23 protein-coding genes are annotated in these 20,368 nt (G+C 33.9%); 12 read left to right on the forward strand and 11 right to left on the reverse strand.

From position 1 onward, the window contains the following. Nucleotides 1-328: 328 nt before the first annotated feature. The 5 genes from aroE (at nt 329) to argA (ending at nt 5,448) form a co-directional block, all read left to right on the forward strand. Entirely contained in the window at nt 329-1,159 is an 831-nt protein-coding gene (aroE, locus tag GA0061081_RS10090) for a shikimate dehydrogenase (RefSeq protein WP_091350612.1), read from the forward strand. A gap of 161 nt (nt 1,160-1,320) precedes the next feature. Beyond that, nucleotides 1,321-1,674 carry an Aca2/YdiL-like domain-containing protein gene (locus tag GA0061081_RS10095; protein WP_091350614.1) on the forward strand — a complete coding sequence of 118 codons (354 nt, stop codon included), beginning with the start codon at nt 1,321-1,323 and terminating at the stop codon, nt 1,672-1,674. A 211-nt stretch (nt 1,675-1,885) separates the two neighbouring features. Further along, nucleotides 1,886-2,398, forward strand: a complete 513-nt coding sequence (aroL, locus tag GA0061081_RS10100; RefSeq protein WP_091350615.1) for a shikimate kinase AroL — start codon at nt 1,886-1,888, stop codon at nt 2,396-2,398. Nucleotides 2,399-2,635: 237 nt separating this feature from the next. Continuing rightward, entirely contained in the window at nt 2,636-3,835 is a 1,200-nt protein-coding gene (locus GA0061081_RS10105) for an MFS transporter (RefSeq protein ID WP_091350616.1), read from the forward strand. A 284-nt stretch (nt 3,836-4,119) separates the two neighbouring features. After that, entirely contained in the window at nt 4,120-5,448 is a 1,329-nt protein-coding gene (argA, locus tag GA0061081_RS10110; RefSeq protein ID WP_091350617.1) for an amino-acid N-acetyltransferase, read from the forward strand. A gap of 74 nt (nt 5,449-5,522) precedes the next feature. Here argA and GA0061081_RS10115 read toward each other — a convergent pair whose 3' ends face one another. The 9 genes from GA0061081_RS10115 to GA0061081_RS10155 form a co-directional block, all read right to left on the reverse strand. Then, nucleotides 5,523-6,353: a sugar-binding transcriptional regulator gene (locus tag GA0061081_RS10115; protein ID WP_238786109.1), complete on the reverse strand. Its 831-nt coding sequence runs from the start codon at nt 6,351-6,353 to the stop codon at nt 5,523-5,525. Between the two features lie 255 nt (nt 6,354-6,608). Beyond that, entirely contained in the window at nt 6,609-7,853 is a 1,245-nt protein-coding gene (locus tag GA0061081_RS10120; RefSeq protein ID WP_091350619.1) for a zinc-binding dehydrogenase, read from the reverse strand. Nucleotides 7,854-8,032: 179 nt separating this feature from the next. Then, the gene (locus GA0061081_RS10125; RefSeq protein WP_209435405.1) at nt 8,033-8,854 is read right to left on the reverse strand and encodes a mannose/fructose/sorbose PTS transporter subunit IID; all 822 of its coding nucleotides are present in this window, start codon (nt 8,852-8,854) and stop codon (nt 8,033-8,035) included. A gap of 26 nt (nt 8,855-8,880) precedes the next feature. Beyond that, nucleotides 8,881-9,699, reverse strand: coding sequence for a PTS mannose/fructose/sorbose transporter subunit IIC (locus GA0061081_RS10130; RefSeq protein WP_091350621.1), 819 nt, complete (start codon nt 9,697-9,699; stop codon nt 8,881-8,883). Between the two features lie 33 nt (nt 9,700-9,732). Beyond that, complete coding sequence (locus GA0061081_RS10135) at nt 9,733-10,224, reverse strand: PTS sugar transporter subunit IIB (RefSeq protein WP_091350622.1); 492 nt, start codon at nt 10,222-10,224, stop codon at nt 9,733-9,735. Further along, nucleotides 10,225-10,644 carry a PTS sugar transporter subunit IIA gene (locus GA0061081_RS10140; protein ID WP_091350623.1) on the reverse strand — a complete coding sequence of 140 codons (420 nt, stop codon included), beginning with the start codon at nt 10,642-10,644 and terminating at the stop codon, nt 10,225-10,227. A gap of 239 nt (nt 10,645-10,883) precedes the next feature. Beyond that, nucleotides 10,884-11,555 carry a DNA mismatch repair endonuclease MutH gene (gene mutH / locus GA0061081_RS10145; protein WP_091350624.1) on the reverse strand — a complete coding sequence of 224 codons (672 nt, stop codon included), beginning with the start codon at nt 11,553-11,555 and terminating at the stop codon, nt 10,884-10,886. A 72-nt stretch (nt 11,556-11,627) separates the two neighbouring features. Beyond that, nucleotides 11,628-12,179, reverse strand: coding sequence for an NADPH-dependent FMN reductase (locus tag GA0061081_RS10150; protein ID WP_091350625.1), 552 nt, complete (start codon nt 12,177-12,179; stop codon nt 11,628-11,630). Nucleotides 12,180-12,250: 71 nt separating this feature from the next. After that, nucleotides 12,251-12,787 (reverse strand): Dps family protein, encoded by a 537-nt coding sequence (locus GA0061081_RS10155; protein ID WP_091350626.1) that lies wholly within the window; start codon nt 12,785-12,787, stop codon nt 12,251-12,253. Between the two features lie 275 nt (nt 12,788-13,062). On the opposite strand from GA0061081_RS10155, the gene srlA reads away from it, so the two are divergent. The 6 genes from srlA to srlR all read left to right on the forward strand — a co-directional run bounded on the left by srlA (nt 13,063) and on the right by srlR (nt 17,166). Beyond that, nucleotides 13,063-13,611: a PTS glucitol/sorbitol transporter subunit IIC gene (gene srlA, locus GA0061081_RS10160; protein ID WP_091350628.1), complete on the forward strand. Its 549-nt coding sequence runs from the start codon at nt 13,063-13,065 to the stop codon at nt 13,609-13,611. 19 nt (nt 13,612-13,630) lie between these two features. Further along, complete coding sequence (srlE, locus tag GA0061081_RS10165) at nt 13,631-14,638, forward strand: PTS glucitol/sorbitol transporter subunit IIB (RefSeq protein ID WP_091350630.1); 1,008 nt, start codon at nt 13,631-13,633, stop codon at nt 14,636-14,638. A gap of 51 nt (nt 14,639-14,689) precedes the next feature. After that, a complete protein-coding gene (gene srlB / locus GA0061081_RS10170; RefSeq protein ID WP_091350633.1) occupies nt 14,690-15,058 on the forward strand; it encodes a PTS glucitol/sorbitol transporter subunit IIA in 369 nt (122 codons plus the stop codon). An 11-nt stretch (nt 15,059-15,069) separates the two neighbouring features. Next, nucleotides 15,070-15,849, forward strand: a complete 780-nt coding sequence (gene srlD / locus GA0061081_RS10175; RefSeq protein WP_091350635.1) for a sorbitol-6-phosphate dehydrogenase — start codon at nt 15,070-15,072, stop codon at nt 15,847-15,849. Between the two features lie 78 nt (nt 15,850-15,927). Further along, nucleotides 15,928-16,287 (forward strand): transcriptional regulator GutM, encoded by a 360-nt coding sequence (locus tag GA0061081_RS10180; protein WP_091350637.1) that lies wholly within the window; start codon nt 15,928-15,930, stop codon nt 16,285-16,287. 99 nt (nt 16,288-16,386) lie between these two features. Next, entirely contained in the window at nt 16,387-17,166 is a 780-nt protein-coding gene (gene srlR / locus GA0061081_RS10185) for a glucitol operon DNA-binding transcriptional repressor SrlR (RefSeq protein WP_091350639.1), read from the forward strand. A gap of 122 nt (nt 17,167-17,288) precedes the next feature. On the opposite strand, the gene serA is transcribed toward srlR, so the two are convergent. Both serA and rpiA read right to left on the reverse strand, forming a co-directional pair. Next, the gene (gene serA / locus GA0061081_RS10190; RefSeq protein WP_091350640.1) at nt 17,289-18,530 is read right to left on the reverse strand and encodes a phosphoglycerate dehydrogenase; all 1,242 of its coding nucleotides are present in this window, start codon (nt 18,528-18,530) and stop codon (nt 17,289-17,291) included. Between the two features lie 35 nt (nt 18,531-18,565). Beyond that, on the reverse strand, nt 18,566-19,222 hold the full coding sequence (rpiA, locus tag GA0061081_RS10195; protein WP_091350642.1) for a ribose-5-phosphate isomerase RpiA: 657 nt from the start codon (nt 19,220-19,222) through the stop codon (nt 18,566-18,568). A 208-nt stretch (nt 19,223-19,430) separates the two neighbouring features. Here rpiA and GA0061081_RS10200 point away from each other — a divergent pair, with 208 nt between their 5' ends. Beyond that, nucleotides 19,431-20,330 (forward strand): LysR family transcriptional regulator ArgP, encoded by a 900-nt coding sequence (locus tag GA0061081_RS10200; RefSeq protein ID WP_091350644.1) that lies wholly within the window; start codon nt 19,431-19,433, stop codon nt 20,328-20,330. Nucleotides 20,331-20,368 lie beyond the last annotated feature (38 nt).

Consider the following 20,368-nt stretch of genomic DNA (forward strand, 5'->3'; position numbering starts at 1 on the left):
AATTAACCTCGTCAGGCTTTTAGTTTGCTGCAGTTCTATCTGAGAAGCAGTCTAACCTCTCACACTACACCCACAATAATGAGGTAGCGAAGTATACGCTGTTATACGCAAATTCTCAAGCATTATCTTATTTAAGCGTAAAATAAGTTTATTGTCCAAATGAATATTAACAAATAGATGTCTGTTACTATTAAACGATAACTTTCTAATTTTGATTATGTAGATTAAATACAAAAACGGTTTAATTTTATAATAAATATGTTTTAATACTATGATTTATCGATTTTATCCATTTTAGGTTTAATTTTCTAATTTTTAAGGAGGTTATATGGAACAGTTTACGCCATATAGTATATACGGCATTATCGGTTATCCTTTAGGACATAGTATGAGCCCTCTTATTCATACTACATCATTTCAAGACAATGGAATTCCTGCAATTTTAGTTCCTTTTGCTACACCTCCGGAAGATATTGCAACTTTATTTAAATCCATAAGGTTATTAAACATTCGAGGCTTATGTGTCACCATTCCACATAAACAAACAGTTATTCCTTATTTAGATGAAGTAACCGATCATGTAAAGAAAGCGGGAGCGGCTAATTTAGTTTATTGGAATGGAGATAAACTTTGTGGTGATAATACTGATATTGTTGGATTTATGGAACCGCTTAAAACAAAAAAACTACCTGCAGATTATAAAAAAGTATTATTACTTGGTGCAGGGGGAGCTGCACGTGCAGCTGTTGTTGGGTTACAGGAACTTGGTTATACCGATATTACAGTAACAGATATTGTAGATGATTTACCTAATATGTTAGCTAATGAATTCAATCTTAAAACTATTAAATGGGAAGACCGTAGTAAAGTTGAAGCTCAAATTATTATTAACTCAACACCATTAGGCATGACGGGTAAATTTGAAGATCAAACACCTTATAAACAAGCTTGGTTTAAAGGTAAAGGTGTGGCTTATGATATTGTTTATACTCCATACAATACGCGTTTTAGACAAGAAGCTGAACAAGCTGGTTGGGAGTCAATTTCAGGACGTGAAATGTTTATTGGCCAGGCAAATGCTCAATTTAAAATTTGGACAGGGAAAAATCTTTCTGAGCGCGCAAAACAGGCTGTAATTGATGCTTTGAATAAAAAATAGTTGCCCAAATGGTAAATATGGCTAGTTAATTGGAATTAGTCATGTTTTCCGTTATTTATATAATTGCTTTGTGATTGCCAAATTTGTATGTTATTTAATTGGTCTAAACAAAGTTAACATATCAATTAGATAGTTTAAGAGCATCATAATAAGGAGCATTTATGACTAATTTAGAGTTGCAAGCATATCGTCGTTTCTTTATGTTAAAAGTGTCAGAAGCCAGTGAATATATTGGTAAAACAGATGTTAATACATGGCATGATTGGGAAAATGGGACAAAACCGATTCCAGAATTTGTTGTAACAGCAATGCAAGATCTAAAGAAACTTCGAATCGAAAAAATAAATATCATCATCAATAGTATCAATGATCGAGTTGGCAGTAATACTATTCGTTATTTTATGACATACGAAGAGTTTAAAAAGGTAAATATTAACCTTGATATTATTCAGTGGCGATTACATCAATCGATAGCGACAGAGCTCTATTTTCGTGGTCTAGAAAAACTGTGTTAATTGGTTTTATCTGCAAGATTTTAGCACTATTTAATATTTTTACGATTTTTGTAAAAAAATATTTACGGTAATGTTTTTAAAAGTGATGTTAGAGTTCATTAAACATTATTTTTTTAATTTATTAAATAATATATAAAAATATATTGCAAAAACGAGAGTAAATCACTAGCATGGTAACATATTCTGTAAAGAAAAAAGGACAGAACCCAATATGAATAAAACAATTTTTTTAGTTGGTGCAAGGGCAGCAGGTAAAACAACAATGGGAAAAATGTTAGCGAATAAGCTATCGTTTTCTTTTATTGATACCGACAGCTATTTACTTGAAACTACTCAAAAAACGGTAGCTGAAATTGTTGAAAAAGAAGGTTGGGAAGGATTTAGATCAAGAGAAAGCCAAGTGCTTGTTGATACAACTAAACCAAATCGCGTCGTTGCCACTGGTGGAGGAATGGTATTAGCTGAGCATAACCGCCATTTTATGAAACAAAATGGCACAGTTATCTTTTTATCTGCTCCAGCGGCAACACTAGCTGCTCGTTTAATGAAAGATCCGAATGTTGCTCAAAGACCATCGTTAACGGGCTTATCTATTGCTGATGAAATAGAAAAAGTATTAACTGAAAGATTGCCTTTATATCATGATGCAGCACACCATATAGTGAATGTTGATCAAGATGAAAGCTTGATTCTAGCTAAAATGCTTGAGATGCTAGGAAGTTAATTTAACCTTTTATAACAGATACCACTTAAACAGTGGTATTTTTATTGGTAATAGACAACAATAAAATTATAATAAGAATTCTATATAACTTTAATTTTCTGTCAGATTTTTGCTATTTTTAGAAGTAAAGAAGATAAAAGTTAAGTAACAAATCTAGATTTACTCTTTCTGCTTAATATTGATACATATATATTGAATAGAACTAAAGTTTTATGTTTTACATATGGAGTATGACAAATGGAAAATCGAAAGATCAATTCTTATGGAATTGTCGGATCTATTTATGCAAACTATATTATTCAAAGTATTGCGCTAATTGTGATTATGCAATTTTCTCAAGCGCTTTCAAAGCAACTAAATACTGATATAGTTGGGCTTGGTTATGTTGCATCTGGCATAGGAATTGGCAAAATATTTTTAATGTTCGTTGGTGGGGTGCTATCAGATAAATTTGGTAGAAAGTTATTTATTTATCTAGGTATGATTTGTTACGCTATCTTTTTTGTAGGAATAATTTTTTGTACCAACATTCATATAGCTTTTTGTTTAGCGATTGCCGTGGGGGCGGGGAATTCTTTTTTAGATACAGGCTCTATGCCTGCATTGACTGAATGCTTTCCTGGAGCTGCGAGCTCTGCAAGTGTTCTTATAAAAGCCTTCATTTCCATCGGAACGCTAGTTCTACCTTTTATTGTTACTTTTTTTGATACCAACAAAATATGGTATGGTTGGGCGTTTCTTGGTTTTACTGCTTATTTAATCATTAACAGTTTATTATTATTACCTCAACAATTCCCACATAAAGATACGACAATCAAAGGTTGTGAAGGTTCAGTAAACTATTTTACAGGTAATCCTCGATTTGAATTTGAAGGTATTTTACTGATTGTCATGGGATTTACTACAACAGCAACATTTGTCATTATTTTACAGTGGTTACCGACTATCGCTATTAAAGGTGTTAATATGAGCGATATCGATGCAAACCAACTGATCAGCTATTATAGCACCGCATCCATTATCTCGGTATTTGTTACAGCATTTGTGGTTAAACGTTTCTTAAAACCAATATTTTGTATTATTATTCTGCCGGCTTTGTCTGCCTTAGTATTAATTGTGTTTTATTTCAATATTTCACCAGTCATGTGTGTCATTGCTGCAATTGGCGTAGGATTTACTGCTGCAGGCGGCGTGTTACAGTTGACTTTGGTTGTAATGCAACAACTGTTCCCAACTCGTAAAGGTCTGGCCGTTGGTTGTATGTATACATTTAGTGGACTATCGTTTGTTGTCATTCCGCGTATAGTGCCAAAATTAGCTATGATCAATGTCAGTTATGCTATTTTAATAGACTTTTTTATTGCAGTATCAAGTGTATTACTTGGATCAATTGTTTTTTATCGTTTTAAGAAGGTCATTGATTTAACAAAAATATAATTTATTGATCTAAAGTTTAATGTTATGGGGCATGCCAATATGGCATGCTTTTTTTCATACTAACGGTTTTTAAAATTTTAACTTAATCTTTTTAATTAACCATTTAATGCTGGGTTAATTGGTCGTTTTTCAATCAGATACTTATCGATTTTCAATTTTATCTTTTATAAATAGTGAATATTTAGATTGTTGATAGAACCTTAAAATATAGCTTGCTATTAAATCAAAAATAAATAAAATTACATTTAATTTGAATAAATATTCATTTTAAGGTGGTTGTAAAAATGCAAGAACGTACAACTGAATTAGTTGATGGATTAAGACACTCAGTACCTTATATTAATGCTCATCATGGGAAAACATTTGTGATTTTGCTCACAGGTGCGGTGTTAAAAAGTAATAATTATTCAAGTATCATCAGTGATATTGGTTTACTCTATAGTCTTGGTATTAAACTTGTTATTGTCAATGGTGCTCGTAATCAGATCGATGAATCTTTAAAAAAATATCATATTGTGCCGAAATATCATAAAAATACGCGCATCACTGATGCAGTGACGCTAGACATCATTAAACAAGTTACAGGATCATTACAACTTAATATTACCGCAAGTTTATCAATGAGTTTAAATAATACCCCATTACAAGGTGCTCATATAAGTGTTGTCAGTGGTAATTTTGTAATTGCCCAACCATTGGGTGTAGATGATGGCGTTGATTATTGTCATACAGGTAAAATCCGACGAATCAATAACGAGGCGATAGCAGAACAGTTAGATCGCGGCTCTATTGTGTTATTAGGCCCAGTTGGTGTTTCGGTTACTGGAGAAAGTTTTAATTTAGCATCTGAGGATGTCGCAGCTGAAGTTGCCATTCGCTTAAAAGCGGATAAATTAATCAGCTTTTGTGCAGAACAAGGGGTTTTAGATGAAGAAGGTCGTGTTATTACTGACCTTTATCCAGTTGATGCAGATAATTATGTTAATCAAAAAGAACAGCAAGGCAAACATTTATCCAGTGAAGCACGGTTTTTACGCGCAGCATCGAAAGCATGCCGAAGTGGAGTTAGACGAAGCCACTTGGTAAGTTATTTGATTGATGGTTCGATTTTACAAGAATTATTTTCGCGCGATGGAATTGGAACGCAAGTTGCAATGGAGCATTCAGAGAAGGTTCGTTCGGCAACGATTAACGATATTGGTGGGATTTTAGAACTTATTCGTCCACTGGAAGAACAAGGTGTATTGGTTAAACGATCTCGTGAACAATTAGAAATGGAGATTGATAAATTTACCATTATTGAACGTGATAACATGACAATAGGTTGTGCTGCACTTTACCCTTATCCTGAAGAAAAAATGGGCGAAATGGCCTGTGTAGCTATTCACCCAGACTATCGTAGCTCGTCTCGGGGAAACGTATTAATTGAAAAGTTAACTGAAAAAGCAACCCAGTTAGGATTAGAAAAAATATTTGTTCTCACTACTCGCAGTATTCACTGGTTTAGGGAAAAAGGATTCAATCCAGCAGAGGTAGATGATTTGCCAATTAAAAAAAAGCAACTTTATAATTATCAACGAAATTCAAAAATTTTAATGCTTGATATTATTTAGATTTTTTTGATATTAAATATTAAAAATAGTATTGTCATTAATTAAGACTCTTTTTTATTATTTTGGTTTGAAAATTAGTCAATTAGTTGATTAGCTAACTCATCACTAATGACTAATATATCAATATAATTTGCATTTAATGCTGCAACTAAGCTATTAAGTTTTTCGGGATCACCACTAGCACAAATTTTAAGTGGGATTTGTTTTAGTTTATCTAAGGTGACGCCAATAATTTGATTAGAGAATGGTGTATCTAATTCAGCTCCATTTTTATCATAGAATCGAGATAAGATATCGCCCACAATTTTTTTATTGGTAATTGTTTGGAATAGTTCTCCATAAAAACCGTACCAAATTGAACTTTTGGATATGGCGGGACAACCTATACTAAACAATGCTACTGTTATCTTATTCCACCAATCTTTTAACTCTTTCATGTGCTGAGTTTTTTCAATTTCAGCTTTCAATTTAGATGTGTCGACAATGGCTGGGTAATCAATTAATATCGATTTACTTTTCAGTTTGTTGGATAATTTATAGGCAATATTATTAACATGATATTTTGTTTCAATTTTTCCAGAAGGTCCACCAATCATTGGTACAATGGTTATATTGCCAAACGTATTATTATCATTTTTTAAACTATCAACAATATAATTAATTGAGCGTCCCCAAGATATACCAATAACATCGTTATCGTGAATATTTTTAAGTAATACACTAGATGTTACATTACACACAATTTGATTTTTCGTATCATTATCTAAATTGGGGTTAACAGGCACAACAATAACTTGTTTTAAATTAAATTGACTACAAATTTTTTCTTCTAAGGCGATATTGGGTAATAAATCATAATTAATTGAAATAGAGACGAGGCCTAATTCACGTATTGTTTTTAGCATTCGGCTTATGCTCGACCTATGTATATGAACTATTTTTGCTATCTCTGACTGCGTTTTATTTTCTTCATAATACAGCTGTGCAATTTTAATTAACATTTTATGTTGCTCAAAATCGTTATTGCTAAAATTGTGATTTATCATCGTAGCGTTATCTTATTATCTATTGTTTTAAAAATATTAGTCTATTTAATAACATCAAGAAGTCATTTATTTTCAGCATGATGACATCTTGATGCTAGTAGAGTATATCAAAAATTAAGGTTCAATATCAGGAAAATAATTTAATATAAAATCTTCGGCTTCTTTTGACCAAATCCCATGATTTTTAATAAGTATTTGTTTCAATGTAATATCGTCTTTACTATCAGTTAATGATTCTATATTTTTAATGTCAAATTGCTTATGGGTATAAACTAATTTTTTACCACCTTTAATTTTATCTTGCATTTGAGTGATTTTACTAGCTTGGTTGATCCCCAGAATATGTGAAACAATTTTAGCTACATCAACAGCTCCAGCTTCAATAAGTTTGACTGCCTCACGCATATCGTCGGTATTTCCACCAGATGTTCCAACAATGTGGGTAAAGTTATAATGGACATCATAAAAGTTAATTTCAGCTAAAAAATCTTTATTCTGCGGACCTGCAAAAAAGTTAAGACAACCGTCAAAAGCTAATAATTTTGATGCTAAATGAATTAATTCTTGTGAAGGTAAAAAAACAAAAACATCATCAAAACTACCTTTGGTCGAAAGGCTTTTTAATGATTCTAATTGGTCATCAACATTTGATATATCAACAAATTCAAGTTCAATACCATTACGAGGAGGATACAACGTTTTAAGATGAGCTATTTTTTCTTTACTCCGTCCTGTGACAACCACTTTTTTAGGTTTTATTGGTCCCCCTAGAGCATAATCAATTGCCAACATCCCCATCGGGCCTGTTCCACCTAAAATTAACAGATCCCCACCGTGTTTTATGCCCATAACATGTTGGTAACTATTAGGTTTTAAATGATAATTAGCATTAAATGCGCCAATAACACAGGATAAAGGTTCAATTAAAGCACCCTCAAAGTAGGTGTTACCATCATAGGGAATTAAACAATCTTGTTTTAATACATCATGATTAATGATCATATAAGTAGCGCATCCTCCTGTGTATGGATAAGAATAACCGACACAATAAGGACTATCCTTAAGTTGTAGATTCGCTTGTACTACATATTTTTTTCCCGCTTTAAATTTGTGCTGCCAATTTTTTCCAACTTCTAAAATTTCACCACAGCATTCGTGACCAATGATGATAGGATTATTGACTAAATCAGGTGGTGTTTTTTTATGATCTTCTCCTTGATTGACTAATTTCAATGAAGACATGCACATGCTATCTACAATTACCGAAACTAGAATTTCATCATCATTTATTTGTGGAAGTTCAAACGACTCTAATCGTAAATCATTTTTACCATATAACCTAACCGCTTGAGTTTTCATATATTCCTCTTTGATAAGTTAAATCTTGTTGAAGGGCAGACACAAAAAGGCTGAAAGATTTTATTTGTATTGTGTTAGAATAAATAAAATAACTGACTAACCTTTTTGCGTACTTTTTGAATTTTAGTTATTGAACTTAAAACCCATTAAATTTTAATAAACATTTAGTTATCATTTTGTTAAGCAAGTATTCCTAAACCATATCCAATTATACCTACAGCAAAAAGTATAAAAATTAGCATTATTGGACTTACTTTTTTCCTGAGTAGTTTCATCATTAAGAGTGTTAAGCCAAGCGGTAATAAGCCAGGGACAAGATCATTAAGTATACTTTGAACTGTCATTGTGATTTGGTTACCATTTATGTCAGCTGTTTGAGATACAACTAATGGAACGTTAATTGAAGTCCATTTTGTGACCAACACTCCCATGATAAATAATCCAAGAATTGATGCACCTTCTGTCAATTTTGGTAAAATATTGCCGGAAAGATCTTTAACAATACCTATTCCTTTCGATAAACCATAAGTCAATCCATACCATTTCATAGCAAGCCTAACTAAATTAAACAGAATAAAAAACAGCAATGGACCGGCTATATTTCCAGAAAGTGCTAATGAAGCACCGAGTGCTGCTGTGATTGGGCGAAGTGTTCCCCATACCAATGGATCACCGACACCGGCTAAAGGTCCCATCAATCCAATTTTTAAACTGTTAATCGTCCCATCTGTAATAGGTGCACCGTTAGCTCTTGCTTCTTCCATTGCCATTGTGACACCAAGTATAGGGCCACACATCGCAGGAGTAGTATTAAAAAAAGCGAGGTGTCGTTTTAAGGCTTCACGTTGTTCTTCTTTTGTTTTATAGACTCGTTTTATTGTTGGTATCATATCCACACAAAATGCCAAAGCGTGAATTCGTTCATAGTTAAAAGAAGCTTGTTGGAAATTAGATCGAATAAACGTACTAATAATATCTTTCTTTTGAATGGTATTTATCATTTCTTTCATAATAAAATCCTTGTTAATTAATCATCTAATTCATCATCGGCAATGATTGGTCTGCTATTTGTTGATCGATTTATTGAATCTTCATTGTTTTTAACCGTATTAAATTTAGAATTTAATTGAACATAAATAATGGCAAAGATGACCCCTAAAATACCAAATGACAGGAGGCTAAAGTTTAGGTATCCACCCAAAATAAAACCCAGATAGAAAAATGGTGCTAAGTATTTGACCATCATCATATTTAAAACCATGGCATAACCGACAACCACAATAAATCCACCAGCAACAGCAAGGCCGCCAGTAACAATATCGGGTAATAAATTTAATAATCTATTTACTGTGTTTGCATCAACATATATAGCAACTAATGTCGCCGGAATTGCCACTCTTAGCGCTTGAACAAAAAGTGCACTAAAATGTAATAATTCTATTTTTCTAAATTGGACTTTTTCAGCTGCACTATCTGCTTCATGTTGAAAGGCCACAGTGATGGTTCTAGCAAATACCGTAAGTACTTGGCCTGCTGCAGCAACTGGCAATGCGATAGCGATACCTGTTTGGATATCTTGTTTACCGACCACAACTAAAATAGTTGATATAACACTGGCTAATGCTGAATCGGGTGACTGCGCTGCTCCAATGTTCATCCAACCTAATGCGATAAGTTCCAATGTACCTCCAAGAATAATTCCAGTTTTGACGTCTCCTAAAATTAAACCAATTACAGTACAGGAAATTAATGGACGATGGGTTTGAAACTCATCCAGCACACTCCCCATACCAGCCACACAAGAAAAAATAAAAACTAATATGATTTGAAATAATGAAATCTCCATTATTGCCTCCTATTTTGTTATTAATAGTGATTATTAATATGGAAATTCTTGTTCAAGAAGTTTGATAAAATCGACAAAAGGATCGGTAATCACCACTTTTAAATAAAGATTTACTCCAATATCATGCATTTTTCTAAATGCCGATACGTCGTTTTCATCAACAGAAACAGCTTTAGTAATTTGTTTTTTACCAGCTTTGAATGACATACCTCCAATATTGACATTTTTAATAGGAACGCCTGCTTGAATTAAGCGCAACACATCGGTTGGATTGGTAAATAGATAAAATACGGTATCATGTTCATATTTTATGTTTTTATAAACAGCTACAGCTTTTTCAATGCTCACCACCGAAACTTTAGTGCCTGGAGGGGCTGCTTGTTTAACGAGTGTTGCACGGATCTCATCATTGGCAACTTCATCACTTACAACAATTATTCTTTCTGCTTTGGCTTCTTTGGTCCAAACAGTTGTCACTTGTCCGTGAATTAAACGATCATCAATACGAACTAAATTTATAATCATTTATAGATCCTCCTCTATACATGCATTTTTAGATAATGATTTGAATGACTTGATAAAATCCAATTTGACGTTGTCCAGTTGTTCAAATGCGTTTTCAATATTGATTAAGGAGTAATCAGAATTTAATAACTCCAAACAAAGTGGTAAGGAGAGCCCACTGATAACTTCAATATTTCTTAGTTTCAGCGCTAATATTGCTGCCGCGTTATAAGGACTACCAGAAAAAATATCTGTGATAATAATGAATTGTTGGTTTTCTGATTGGTTAATAATTTTTAGATATTTATCTTGCAAACTATCAATACCTTCACCAGGTTCAAAGGTTATTGCATATAAATTAAGGTATTTTCCCGCTATCATTTCAATACTTTTTTTCATTTCAATAGCAATATTTCCATGCCCAGATAAAATAAAATTCATATTAAACCCTCACAAATTCTCTTAATGTTTCACAAATGTTAAATTGAATTTATTCTCACATTTGATCTAAGTAAATCACTAATGTGAAAAAATGTGATATAGATTTGATTTTTGTGCCAAATAAATAAAAATAATATTATTTGTTTTTGTAAAAAATGATATTTGTATGATTATTAATGTGATTTGTTTTTAAAGCTTGAAGGTGATGATTTTGATGTGTAATGGTGTGTGAAAAACTATTAAGACTTCATTGCATTATCTAAAATTTGCATAGTAAATGACTTTTTAAGATAAAATCCTCTAGGGCGAGTTAAAATAATTTGCCCATTTTCACCAATTGCTTCAGTAAGTGCTTGTCCATTGGCCGCTTTGGGTCTGAGTTGTAGATAGGTGCCATAATGAGCGGTAATTTTTTCAACCTGCCCTAGCGCTATCATATCCATTAATTCTTCCCAGTCTTGCTTGAGTTGTCGCTCTTGTTCTTGAGTTGGTGTCCACAAAATAGGTTTTCCTACTTTTCGGTCAGCAAGAGGAATCGTTCTTTCGCCTTCTATTGGAATCCAAAGTACTTTTGTTAGTTTATATTTAACATGGCTAGTTTCCCAAATAACGCCATGATTAGCCATTAATGGTGTGACGCTGACAAAAGTCGTTTCTAACGGTTTACCTTGTTTATCAACGGGAATCGTTTTCAGTTCAATCCCTAAATTGGCAAAATCACGTTCAGCCTTACTACCAGCATTAGCACCTAAAAAAATTTCGATAAGATTACCTACCCAACCTTTTTGTTTGCTTAAATCCGCGGGGATAGGAATGTTTAAATATTGTGCTATTTCTCCAAAAGTATAACCCGCCACTAACTGCGCACGATGTAACAATTTTTGTTCACTATTAGGAAAAAATATAGGCATGAGAAAACGAATTAATTTGCTTGCTAAGAAAACACAGCCAATTATATTGACTGTGAATAGTAAAATAAAGCGTTATTGGCTTAACTTTTCAACCCAGCTAGCATAGCTATTAATGATAACAGTTAAAAACTCTTCACTTTTAGAGGTAATATTACCGCTTTCATCAAAAGCAGCATTTATATTGCCAATATAAGCTTCAGGTTGTTGTAATGTTGGCATATCTAAAAAGACTAAAGATTGTCGTAATTGATGATTAGCGCCAAACCCACCAATTGCACCTTGTGAAACGGAAACAACCGCTGCAGGTTTTTTTGACCAAACACTCTTACCATAAGGACGCGAACCAACATCTATAGCATTTTTGATCACTGCCGGTAAGCCCCGATTATATTCTGGTGTCACAAAAATAACACCCTGACAATCGGCTATTTCTTGACGAAAACGAGAATAAGAGGCCGGAGGGGCATTATTATCAATATCTTCATTATATAAAGGTAAATCCCCAATTTGGATAATTTGTAACGAAAGTGATGGTGGTGCTATTTTCTGAAAAACTTTTGCTACTTTTAAGTTATAAGAGTCTTTACGTAAACTCCCAACCAGTACAGCAATTTTTTTACTCATCTTAAATCTCCACATATTTTTAATAAGAGGCACTGAATATGCCTCTTATTTTATTCATTAATAATTATTTATTAATGTCCTGATGAGTCGACTTTTCGTCCGGCTTCAAATAAGAACCATGCACGTTGTTCCGTTTGATCTATCCACTCTTCAATTAAACTTGCTGTAGCCGTATCGTTGTACTTATCACAGATATCATGTGCTACACGCATACGTTCTGTTAGTCTTACATTATCTTGGCAAAGTTCGGCAAGCATATCTGATGGTTCAACAAAATCAGCATCATTATCAGAAATGCTTTGTAATTTAGCGATATGACCGATTGAACGTAGTGTTGTTCCGCCTAATTTACGTACACGTTCTGCAATTGGATCTGTCATGGCAAATAGTTCTTCACCATGATCATCTAACATTAAATGGTAATCACGGAAATGAGGACCACTAACATGCCAATGAAAGTTTTTAGTTTTTAAATATAAAGCAAAAACATCTGCTAAAACAGAATTCATTGCTCCAGAAATATCTTTTGACGCTTTTTGACCTAAGTCAGTAGGGAATAAAATTGCTGTTTGTTGTAATTTTTTTGCTGAGGTAATACTTTTAGCCATAATATATTCTCCTTAAATTGAATAATAAAACAACGCTTTTGTACCAAGTTACGCCAACTCACAATTAATGTCCAATAAAAATCAGCTATTTTTAGCTATTACTGTTATTTCAGCAATCTATCACTTTCATTTATTTGCTTTATTTTAAATTAATTGTTTTTTGTGTTAATTTTCTTTTAAATTGAAAGATATTTTTTCAAATTGTGATCTATTTAAAAGTTTTTGTGGTTTGGTGTTGATATTATCAACTCGAATTCAACTCAATAGGAGACAATATGATTGATGCTATTTCATTTGGTGCTGAATGGTTTATTGGTTTATTCCAAGAAGGCGGAAAAGTATTTGTTGGGATGGTAACGGGAATTTTACCATTATTAATTTCATTACTTGTTGTAATGAATGCAGTGATTAAATTTATTGGGCAAGAACGTATTGAGCGTTTAGCGCAAGCTTGTGCGGGTAATCCCATTTCTAGATATTTACTGTTACCGCTTATTGGTACTTTTGTTTTTTGTAATCCGATGACATTAAGTTTAGGTCGTTTTATGCCAGAGTTTTACAAACCAAGCTACTATGCAGCTTCATCTTATAGTTGCCATTCAATGAATGGATTATTTCCACACGTTAACCCTGGTGAGCTCTTTGTTTATTTGGGGATAGCGGCAGGTTTAACTACATTACATTTACCTTTAGGTCCTCTTGCTGTGAGCTATTTCCTTGTTGGTTTAGGCACTAACTTTTTTAGAGGTTGGATTACTGACTTTTGTACAGCCATTTTTGAAAGAAAAATGGGTATTAAATTAGAAAGAAAAGTTCATCTGTAAAATTATAAGGAATATAAAAATGGCTAAATTTATTCGTATTGAAAGAGGCGAAGCTGGTTGGGGTGGGCCTTTGGAACTTCCTGTCATTGCAGGGAAAAAAATTGTCTATATTGCAGCAGGAACTCGTCCAGCGATTGTTGATACATTAGCAGAATTAACCGGGTGGGAAGCTATTGATGGATTCAAAGAAGGTGAACCACCTAAAGAGGAAATCGGTGTAGCGGTTATTGATTGCGGTGGAACGTTACGTTGTGGTATCTATCCAAAAAACCGCGTACCAACTGTCAATATTCATGCAACAGGTAAATCAGGTCCTCTTGCCCAATATATTGTTGAAGATATTTATGTTTCAGCAGTAAAGACAAACAATATCAAATTGATAGAAAAAGAAGGTGATAGCGTAAGCGAAATGGCATCAGCAGCCAAAGAACCGCAAACAAATAATAAATCAGCTGAATTTAAGGAATATGACAGCAGTAAAAAAATTACTGAACAAAGCGACGGATTACTAGCAAGGATTGGTATTGGTATGGGATCTGGCGTTGCCGTTTTCTTCCAAGCTGGTCGTGATACTATTGATACGGTACTTAAAACAATACTTCCTTTTATGGCGTTTGTATCAGCATTAATTGGAATCATCATTGCATCGGGATTAGGTAATTTTATTGCCCATGGGCTTGTTCCTCTAGCAAACAACCCATTTGGACTTGTTATATTAGCCTTGATCTGTTCTTTCCCATTACTTTCTCCTTTCTTAGGTCCTGGCGCGGTTATTGCTCAAGTTATTGGTACTTTAGTTGGTGTACAAATTGGGCTTGGTAATATTCCTCCTCATTTAGCATTACCTGCATTGTTTGCTATTAATGCTCAAGCTGCATGTGACTTTATTCCTGTGGGGTTATCACTAGCTGAAGCTAAACAAGATACAGTGAGAGTAGGGGTTCCATCTGTGTTGGTTAGTCGTTTTTTAACTGGCGCACCAACGGTCTTAATTGCATGGGCTGTTTCATTATTTATATATCAATAAATTAAAAAATGGGATGGATAAATCCCATCTTAAGCGGACGGAAGGTTAATAATGGCAAATGTTATCTATCATTCAAAAATTAATCAAATTGGTGAATTTGCCCAAGAGGCATTAGCTGATGGAATGCTAATCCTGTTTAAGAATGGCGCACCAGCAGATTTAGCTGAGTACTGTTTTGTTCACAGTCATGATGATTTGCAGCAAGACTTGCAAGTAGGTCAGGAAATTAAATTAGGTAAACATGTTTATGAAATTACTGCAGTCGGTGATGTAGGCAGTATCAATTTTCGAGAGTTGGGACATATCACATTAAGATTTGATGGTAATCATCAGGCTGAATTGCCTGGAACGGTACATGTAAAAGGTGATGTACCAGATCAACTTTCTGTGGGTGATGAAATTATAATTTTAAATGACTAAGGAACTTAAAAATGAAACAAGTAGCAGTCGTTGTAGGTGGTGGCCAAACTTTAGGCGAATTTTTATGTAAAGGCATAGCCGATGCAGGATACAAAGTTGTTGTTGCTGATTTAAATGTTACTAATGCAAATAAAGTGGCAGAAGAAATTAACAAAAAACATGGAGCAGGTACAGCAAAAGGTTTTGCTGTTGATGCAACAAATGAAGACAGTGTAATTAAACTTGCTCAAGATACTGATAATACATTCAAACGTGTTGACCTAATGGTCTACAGTGCGGGTATTGCAAGAGCTGCACCTATTACTAATTTTACATTAAGTGATTTTCAATTATCAGTTAATGTAAATCTTACTGGCTATTTTTTATGTGCGCGTGAGTTTGCTAAATTAATGGTAAAACACAAAACTCATGGACGAATTATCCAAATTAACTCCAAATCAGGCAAAGTAGGTAGTAAGCATAATTCTGGTTATAGTGCAGCTAAATTTGGTGGTGTTGGATTAACGCAATCACTGGCACTTGATCTCGCTGATTATGGTATTACGGTAAACTCATTAATGTTGGGGAATTTATTAAAATCACCAATGTTCCAATCATTAATACCTCAATATGCTAAAAAATTAGGTATTCCAGATGAGCAAGTTGAGCAAGTTTATATTGATAAAGTGCCGTTAAAACGTGGTTGTGATTATCAAGATGTCCTTAACGTATTACTATTTTATGCAAGCGATAAAGCATCTTATTGCACAGGACAATCAATCAACATTACAGGTGGACAAGTAATGTTTTAGTTAAAATAAAGTGCGAAAGTTAATTTACGACTTATCGCACTTTTTATTCTAACTTAAATAAAATGGAAAACCACAAATATGACAACCACGTTAATTACTATTGCCTTAATTGCTTGGTGTATCCAAATCGTTTTTAGTTGGTTTCAAATTCGCCGTTTTAATCAAGCTTTCTTAGCTATGAAAAAAGGCACTTATTTAGGCGTTGGTCGTAGCAAAGGTAAACGGTTTATGCCAAGGGTATTAATTGCAATTTCATTAGATGAAAATAAAGTCGTTATCGATTCAGTCATAATGAAGGGGATAACGGTATTTGCTTTACCTAAACCCATTTTACAATTACACGGATTATCAGTATCAAAAATCATTCCAGAAAAGATATTTCCGAATGATGCAGCATCACAAAGTGCATTAACTACTGCCTTAACGGCAAATAATTGAAAATTATCTTTTATTTTAAAAAGTAATTTCTTTCATTGTACAGTATAATATTTTGTAAAATAAAAATTTTTGTATACTAATAATGATGGAATTTTTTGTATGAAAGTAAGGCTACGACAAACAGCTATTTTAGAATACCTCCAAAACCATGGACAGGTTAGTGTTGATGAATTGGTTGAACATTTTAAAACAACAGGAACAACTATTCGAAAAGATTTAACCCAGCTTCACCAAAGTGGTTTGGTTTTACGTACTTATGGTGGTGCTATGTTAAATCGTGAAGTTGGTGATAGAGCCATCGATCATAAAACTTACATTAATACAGCATCGAAAAAAGCAATAGCAGAAGAAGCGGCTAACCTGATTCATGAGGGCGATTCAATTATTTTTGATTCTGGTAGTACCGTTGCACAAATGATACCTATGCTTGCTAAATTCGATAATCTGACTATTTTGACTAATAGCCTACATATAGTAAACGAGCTAGTTGCTTACAATAATAATTATACCATTATTCTATCTGGGGGGACCTTTCGTCGAAAATCAGCCTCTTTTCACAGTAATAGTGTATCGACAGCAGCCGCATTTGAACTTTATACATTTGATAAACTATTTATGGGCGCCGATGGAGTAGATTTAGTGGGTGGCATAACAACTTTTAATGAAAGTTATCACGGTAGTGTGGCGATGAGCAAAGCAGCAGCAAAATTAATATTATTAGCTGACTCAACTAAATTTGGACGACGTAGCCCAAATGTAGTTTGTGAGCTAAGTGCTGTCGATACAATTATCACTGATGATAATTTAGATGATAGATATTATGATGCACTAATGCAAAAAGGTATTAAAGTGATTAAAGTAAAAGTGATTGATAAATAATATAAAAATAGCATTATCTAAATACGGTTAGAAAAAATAAATAAAATTGATTTAAAGCTTATTTTAGATGGATCAACCTATTGTAAAAAATAATGTTAATCCATCTACCTAGTTTGAATCGCTTAAAATAACAGTCTGGCTCGGATTGTCCCTGATACATTTTTCAGTTTCACTAACAATTCTTCAGCTTTGCTTTGTTCAACTCTATCAATATCAATTACAACATAACCAATTTTAGGATCGGTTTGTAAGTACTGGGCCGAAATATTCAAACCTTGTTCGGCAAATAAGGTATTAATGGCGGTTAATACACCGGGTTGATTATGGTGAATATTGATAAAACGGCTTGCGCCTTTAGCTGGAATTGGTAAAGAGGCTTCTGGAAAATTAACCGCTGAAAGCGTTGCGCCAGTGTCTGAGTATTTAGCTAGTTTTGTAGCAACTTCAATACCAATGTTTTCTTGTGCTTCGCTTGTTGAACCACCAATGTGTGGTGTAATAATCACGTTATCAAATTGGCACAATGGTGATTCAAACGGATCGTTATTACTAGCCGGTTCAGTTGGGAAAACATCAATGGCTGCACCGCTCAATTTATGAGTGTTTAGCGCTTTAGTTAATGCATCAATATCGATGACTCTACCGCGTGAAGCATTAATCAAAATTGAACCTGATTTCATAGCATCGATTTCGTTATCACTGATCATTTTTATGGTCGTTGCGTTTTCCGGCACATGCATGGTGACTATATCGCTTATAGCCAATAACTCTTTCATTGTTGAAATTTGTTTAGCATTACCTAAAGGCAGTTTTGTTTCGATATCATAAAAATAGACATTCATCCCTAGTGATTCAGCTAAAATGCTTAATTGGCTACCAATATGGCCATAGCCAATGATGCCTAAATTTTTACCACGTGCCTCGTGCGAACCGGTGGCAATCTTATTCCATTTGCCTTGGTGTGCTTTAGCGTTTGCTTCAGGCACTCGGCGCAATAACAAAATTGCTTCAGCTAAAACAAGTTCAGCAACTGATCGAGTATTAGAAAATGGCGCATTAAATACTGGAATGCCTTTCACCGTTGCCGCATCAAGATCCACTTGATTGGTGCCAATACAAAAACAGCCAATGCCAGCGAGTTTTGGCGCTGCGTCGATGATATCTTTGGTTAACTGTGTTCTTGAGCGGATCCCAATAAAACGGACATCCTTTAAGGCTTGTTGTAGTTCTTCGGGCGATAATGCTCCTTTATGATATTCGATATTGGTAAAGCCTGCGGATTTTAATACATCTATTGCGCTAGGGTGGATGCCCTCAAGTAACAAAAATTTGTTTTCATCTTTGGTTAAAGTCTGAATAACCATTATTTCCTCTCTTAAATTTATTCTAACAAATGATCTTATCTGAGCTCTTTTACACCCGTGCTACACCCAACTAGTGCAATATCAGCGCCTTTATTCGCAAATAAGCCAACGGTGACCACACCTGCAATACTATTAATTTTATTTTCTAATTCCATTGGCTTTGCGATGATGAGATCATGAACATCCAAAATAACATTACCATTATCAGTGACTACACCTTGACGATATATTGGTTTTCCACCCAGTTTAAATAATTCGCGAGCAACATAAGAACGAGCCATAGGAATTACTTCAACTGGTAATGGAAATGAGCCTAATACATCAACCACTTTTGACTCATCAACAATACAAATAAATTGCTTAGCAATGGCTGAAACAATTTTTTCGCGGGTTAAAGCTGCGCCACCACCTTTAATCATTTGTAAATGATGATTGATTTCATCGGCACCATCGACATAAACATCTAAGCTATCGACTTGGTTACAATCTAATACCGGAATGCCATAGCTTTTTAATTTTTGAGTTGATGCTTCTGAACTTGAAACAGTCCCTTTGATCTGATCTTTAATTGTTGCTAATGCATCAATAAAATGGGATGCTGTTGAGCCAGTTCCCACACCGACATAAGAATCAGGTTTGATAAATTTTAATGCAGACCAACCTACAGCTTTTTTTAATTCGTCTTGAGTCATGATATCACCCTAATTTGAGGATAATTTTTGTTAAAAAAATAAAATTTTGAAAGCAAAATCATTGAAGATATGGCATAGTAACTAATTGGAAAGCAAAAATCATTAGGATTTTAAGAAAATATATTAATTTTTAATATATTTATAATTTATTGCGGTATTAAATTAGTTTAAATATTCAAGCAATGAGCAAATCATTATTAAAGAGATTATGAAGCGTCCAGATTATAGAGCATTACAAGCATTAGATGCAGTGATAAAAGAGCGAGGATTTGAACGAGCAGCAGATAAGTTGTGTATAACACAACCTGCGGTATCGCAACGTATTAAACAATTAGAAAGCTTTTTTGGTCAGCAATTATTGGTCAGAACCATTCCACCAAAAGCCACTAAACAAGGTGAACATCTTTTAGGGTTATTGCACCAAGTTGAGTTATTAGAACAACAATGGTTGGGGGATAATGAACAAAATACAACACCGTTATCATTATCTATTGCAATCAATGCCGATTCGTTAGCGACTTGGTTATTACCTGCATTAAAACCAGTTTTAGATAAAAATATCTTACGGTTTGATATACAAGTTAAAGACGAAGAGCATACGCTAGAGCTATTGCGTTTAGGCACCGTGGTTGCTGCAATTAGCATTCAAGCTAACCCTTTACCGGGTTGCCTATCTGATTTATTAGGTGCACTAGACTATATTTTTGTGGCCTCTCCTGATTTTGCTAAAAAATACTTTCCAAATGGTGTAACTCGCTCCTCATTATTAAAAGCTCCAGCAGTTGCATTTGACCATCTAGATGACATGCATCAAGCGTTTTTGCAAGAAAACTTCAATCTCACGCCAGGCAGTGTAATTTGCCATATTACCAGTTCATCTGAAGCCTTTGTACAACTAGCTAAACAAGGTTCAGCGTGTTGTATGCTACCAAAATTACAGGTTGAACAAGAATTAAAAAGTGGTGAATTAATCAATTTAACGGAAGGGTTATATCAAAGACGAATGTTATATTGGCATCGTTTTGCTCCAGAAAGTAGTGTAATGAAAAATATCTCTGAAGCTTTGATCTGTTATGCTCAAAATACATTATCACAACCTCAGGTTTAGAGCACAAATAATAGATAAAAAATGTGATTTTGATATTT

Origin of the sequence: Gilliamella bombicola (assembly GCF_900094945.1) — a bacterium.
GTDB classification, from domain to species: Bacteria; Pseudomonadota; Gammaproteobacteria; order Enterobacterales; family Orbaceae; genus Gilliamella; species Gilliamella bombicola.

Bases quoted from the DNA above. Each gene is read 5' to 3' on its own strand.
- argA (WP_091350617.1), top strand. From the start codon at position 4,120: ATGCAAGAACGTACAACTGAATTAGTTGATGGATTAAGACACTCAGTA.
- GA0061081_RS10180 (WP_091350637.1), top strand. From the start codon at position 15,928: ATGACAACCACGTTAATTACTATTGCCTTAATTGCTTGGTGTATCCAA.
- srlE (WP_091350630.1), top strand. From the start codon at position 13,631: ATGGCTAAATTTATTCGTATTGAAAGAGGCGAAGCTGGTTGGGGTGGG.
- srlD (WP_091350635.1), top strand. From the start codon at position 15,070: ATGAAACAAGTAGCAGTCGTTGTAGGTGGTGGCCAAACTTTAGGCGAA.
- GA0061081_RS10200 (WP_091350644.1), top strand. From the start codon at position 19,431: ATGAAGCGTCCAGATTATAGAGCATTACAAGCATTAGATGCAGTGATA.
- mutH (WP_091350624.1), bottom strand. From the start codon at position 11,555: ATGCCTATATTTTTTCCTAATAGTGAACAAAAATTGTTACATCGTGCG.
- srlA (WP_091350628.1), top strand. From the start codon at position 13,063: ATGATTGATGCTATTTCATTTGGTGCTGAATGGTTTATTGGTTTATTC.
- GA0061081_RS10130 (WP_091350621.1), bottom strand. From the start codon at position 9,699: ATGGAGATTTCATTATTTCAAATCATATTAGTTTTTATTTTTTCTTGT.
- GA0061081_RS10095 (WP_091350614.1), top strand. From the start codon at position 1,321: ATGACTAATTTAGAGTTGCAAGCATATCGTCGTTTCTTTATGTTAAAA.
- aroE (WP_091350612.1), top strand. From the start codon at position 329: ATGGAACAGTTTACGCCATATAGTATATACGGCATTATCGGTTATCCT.
- srlB (WP_091350633.1), top strand. From the start codon at position 14,690: ATGGCAAATGTTATCTATCATTCAAAAATTAATCAAATTGGTGAATTT.
- srlR (WP_091350639.1), top strand. From the start codon at position 16,387: ATGAAAGTAAGGCTACGACAAACAGCTATTTTAGAATACCTCCAAAAC.
- GA0061081_RS10115 (WP_238786109.1), bottom strand. From the start codon at position 6,353: ATGCTAAAAACAATACGTGAATTAGGCCTCGTCTCTATTTCAATTAAT.
- GA0061081_RS10135 (WP_091350622.1), bottom strand. From the start codon at position 10,224: ATGATTATAAATTTAGTTCGTATTGATGATCGTTTAATTCACGGACAA.
- GA0061081_RS10155 (WP_091350626.1), bottom strand. From the start codon at position 12,787: ATGGCTAAAAGTATTACCTCAGCAAAAAAATTACAACAAACAGCAATT.
- GA0061081_RS10150 (WP_091350625.1), bottom strand. From the start codon at position 12,179: ATGAGTAAAAAAATTGCTGTACTGGTTGGGAGTTTACGTAAAGACTCT.
- serA (WP_091350640.1), bottom strand. From the start codon at position 18,530: ATGGTTATTCAGACTTTAACCAAAGATGAAAACAAATTTTTGTTACTT.
- aroL (WP_091350615.1), top strand. From the start codon at position 1,886: ATGAATAAAACAATTTTTTTAGTTGGTGCAAGGGCAGCAGGTAAAACA.
- GA0061081_RS10120 (WP_091350619.1), bottom strand. From the start codon at position 7,853: ATGAAAACTCAAGCGGTTAGGTTATATGGTAAAAATGATTTACGATTA.
- GA0061081_RS10105 (WP_091350616.1), top strand. From the start codon at position 2,636: ATGGAAAATCGAAAGATCAATTCTTATGGAATTGTCGGATCTATTTAT.
- GA0061081_RS10140 (WP_091350623.1), bottom strand. From the start codon at position 10,644: ATGAATTTTATTTTATCTGGGCATGGAAATATTGCTATTGAAATGAAA.
- GA0061081_RS10125 (WP_209435405.1), bottom strand. From the start codon at position 8,854: ATGATAAATACCATTCAAAAGAAAGATATTATTAGTACGTTTATTCGA.
- rpiA (WP_091350642.1), bottom strand. From the start codon at position 19,222: ATGACTCAAGACGAATTAAAAAAAGCTGTAGGTTGGTCTGCATTAAAA.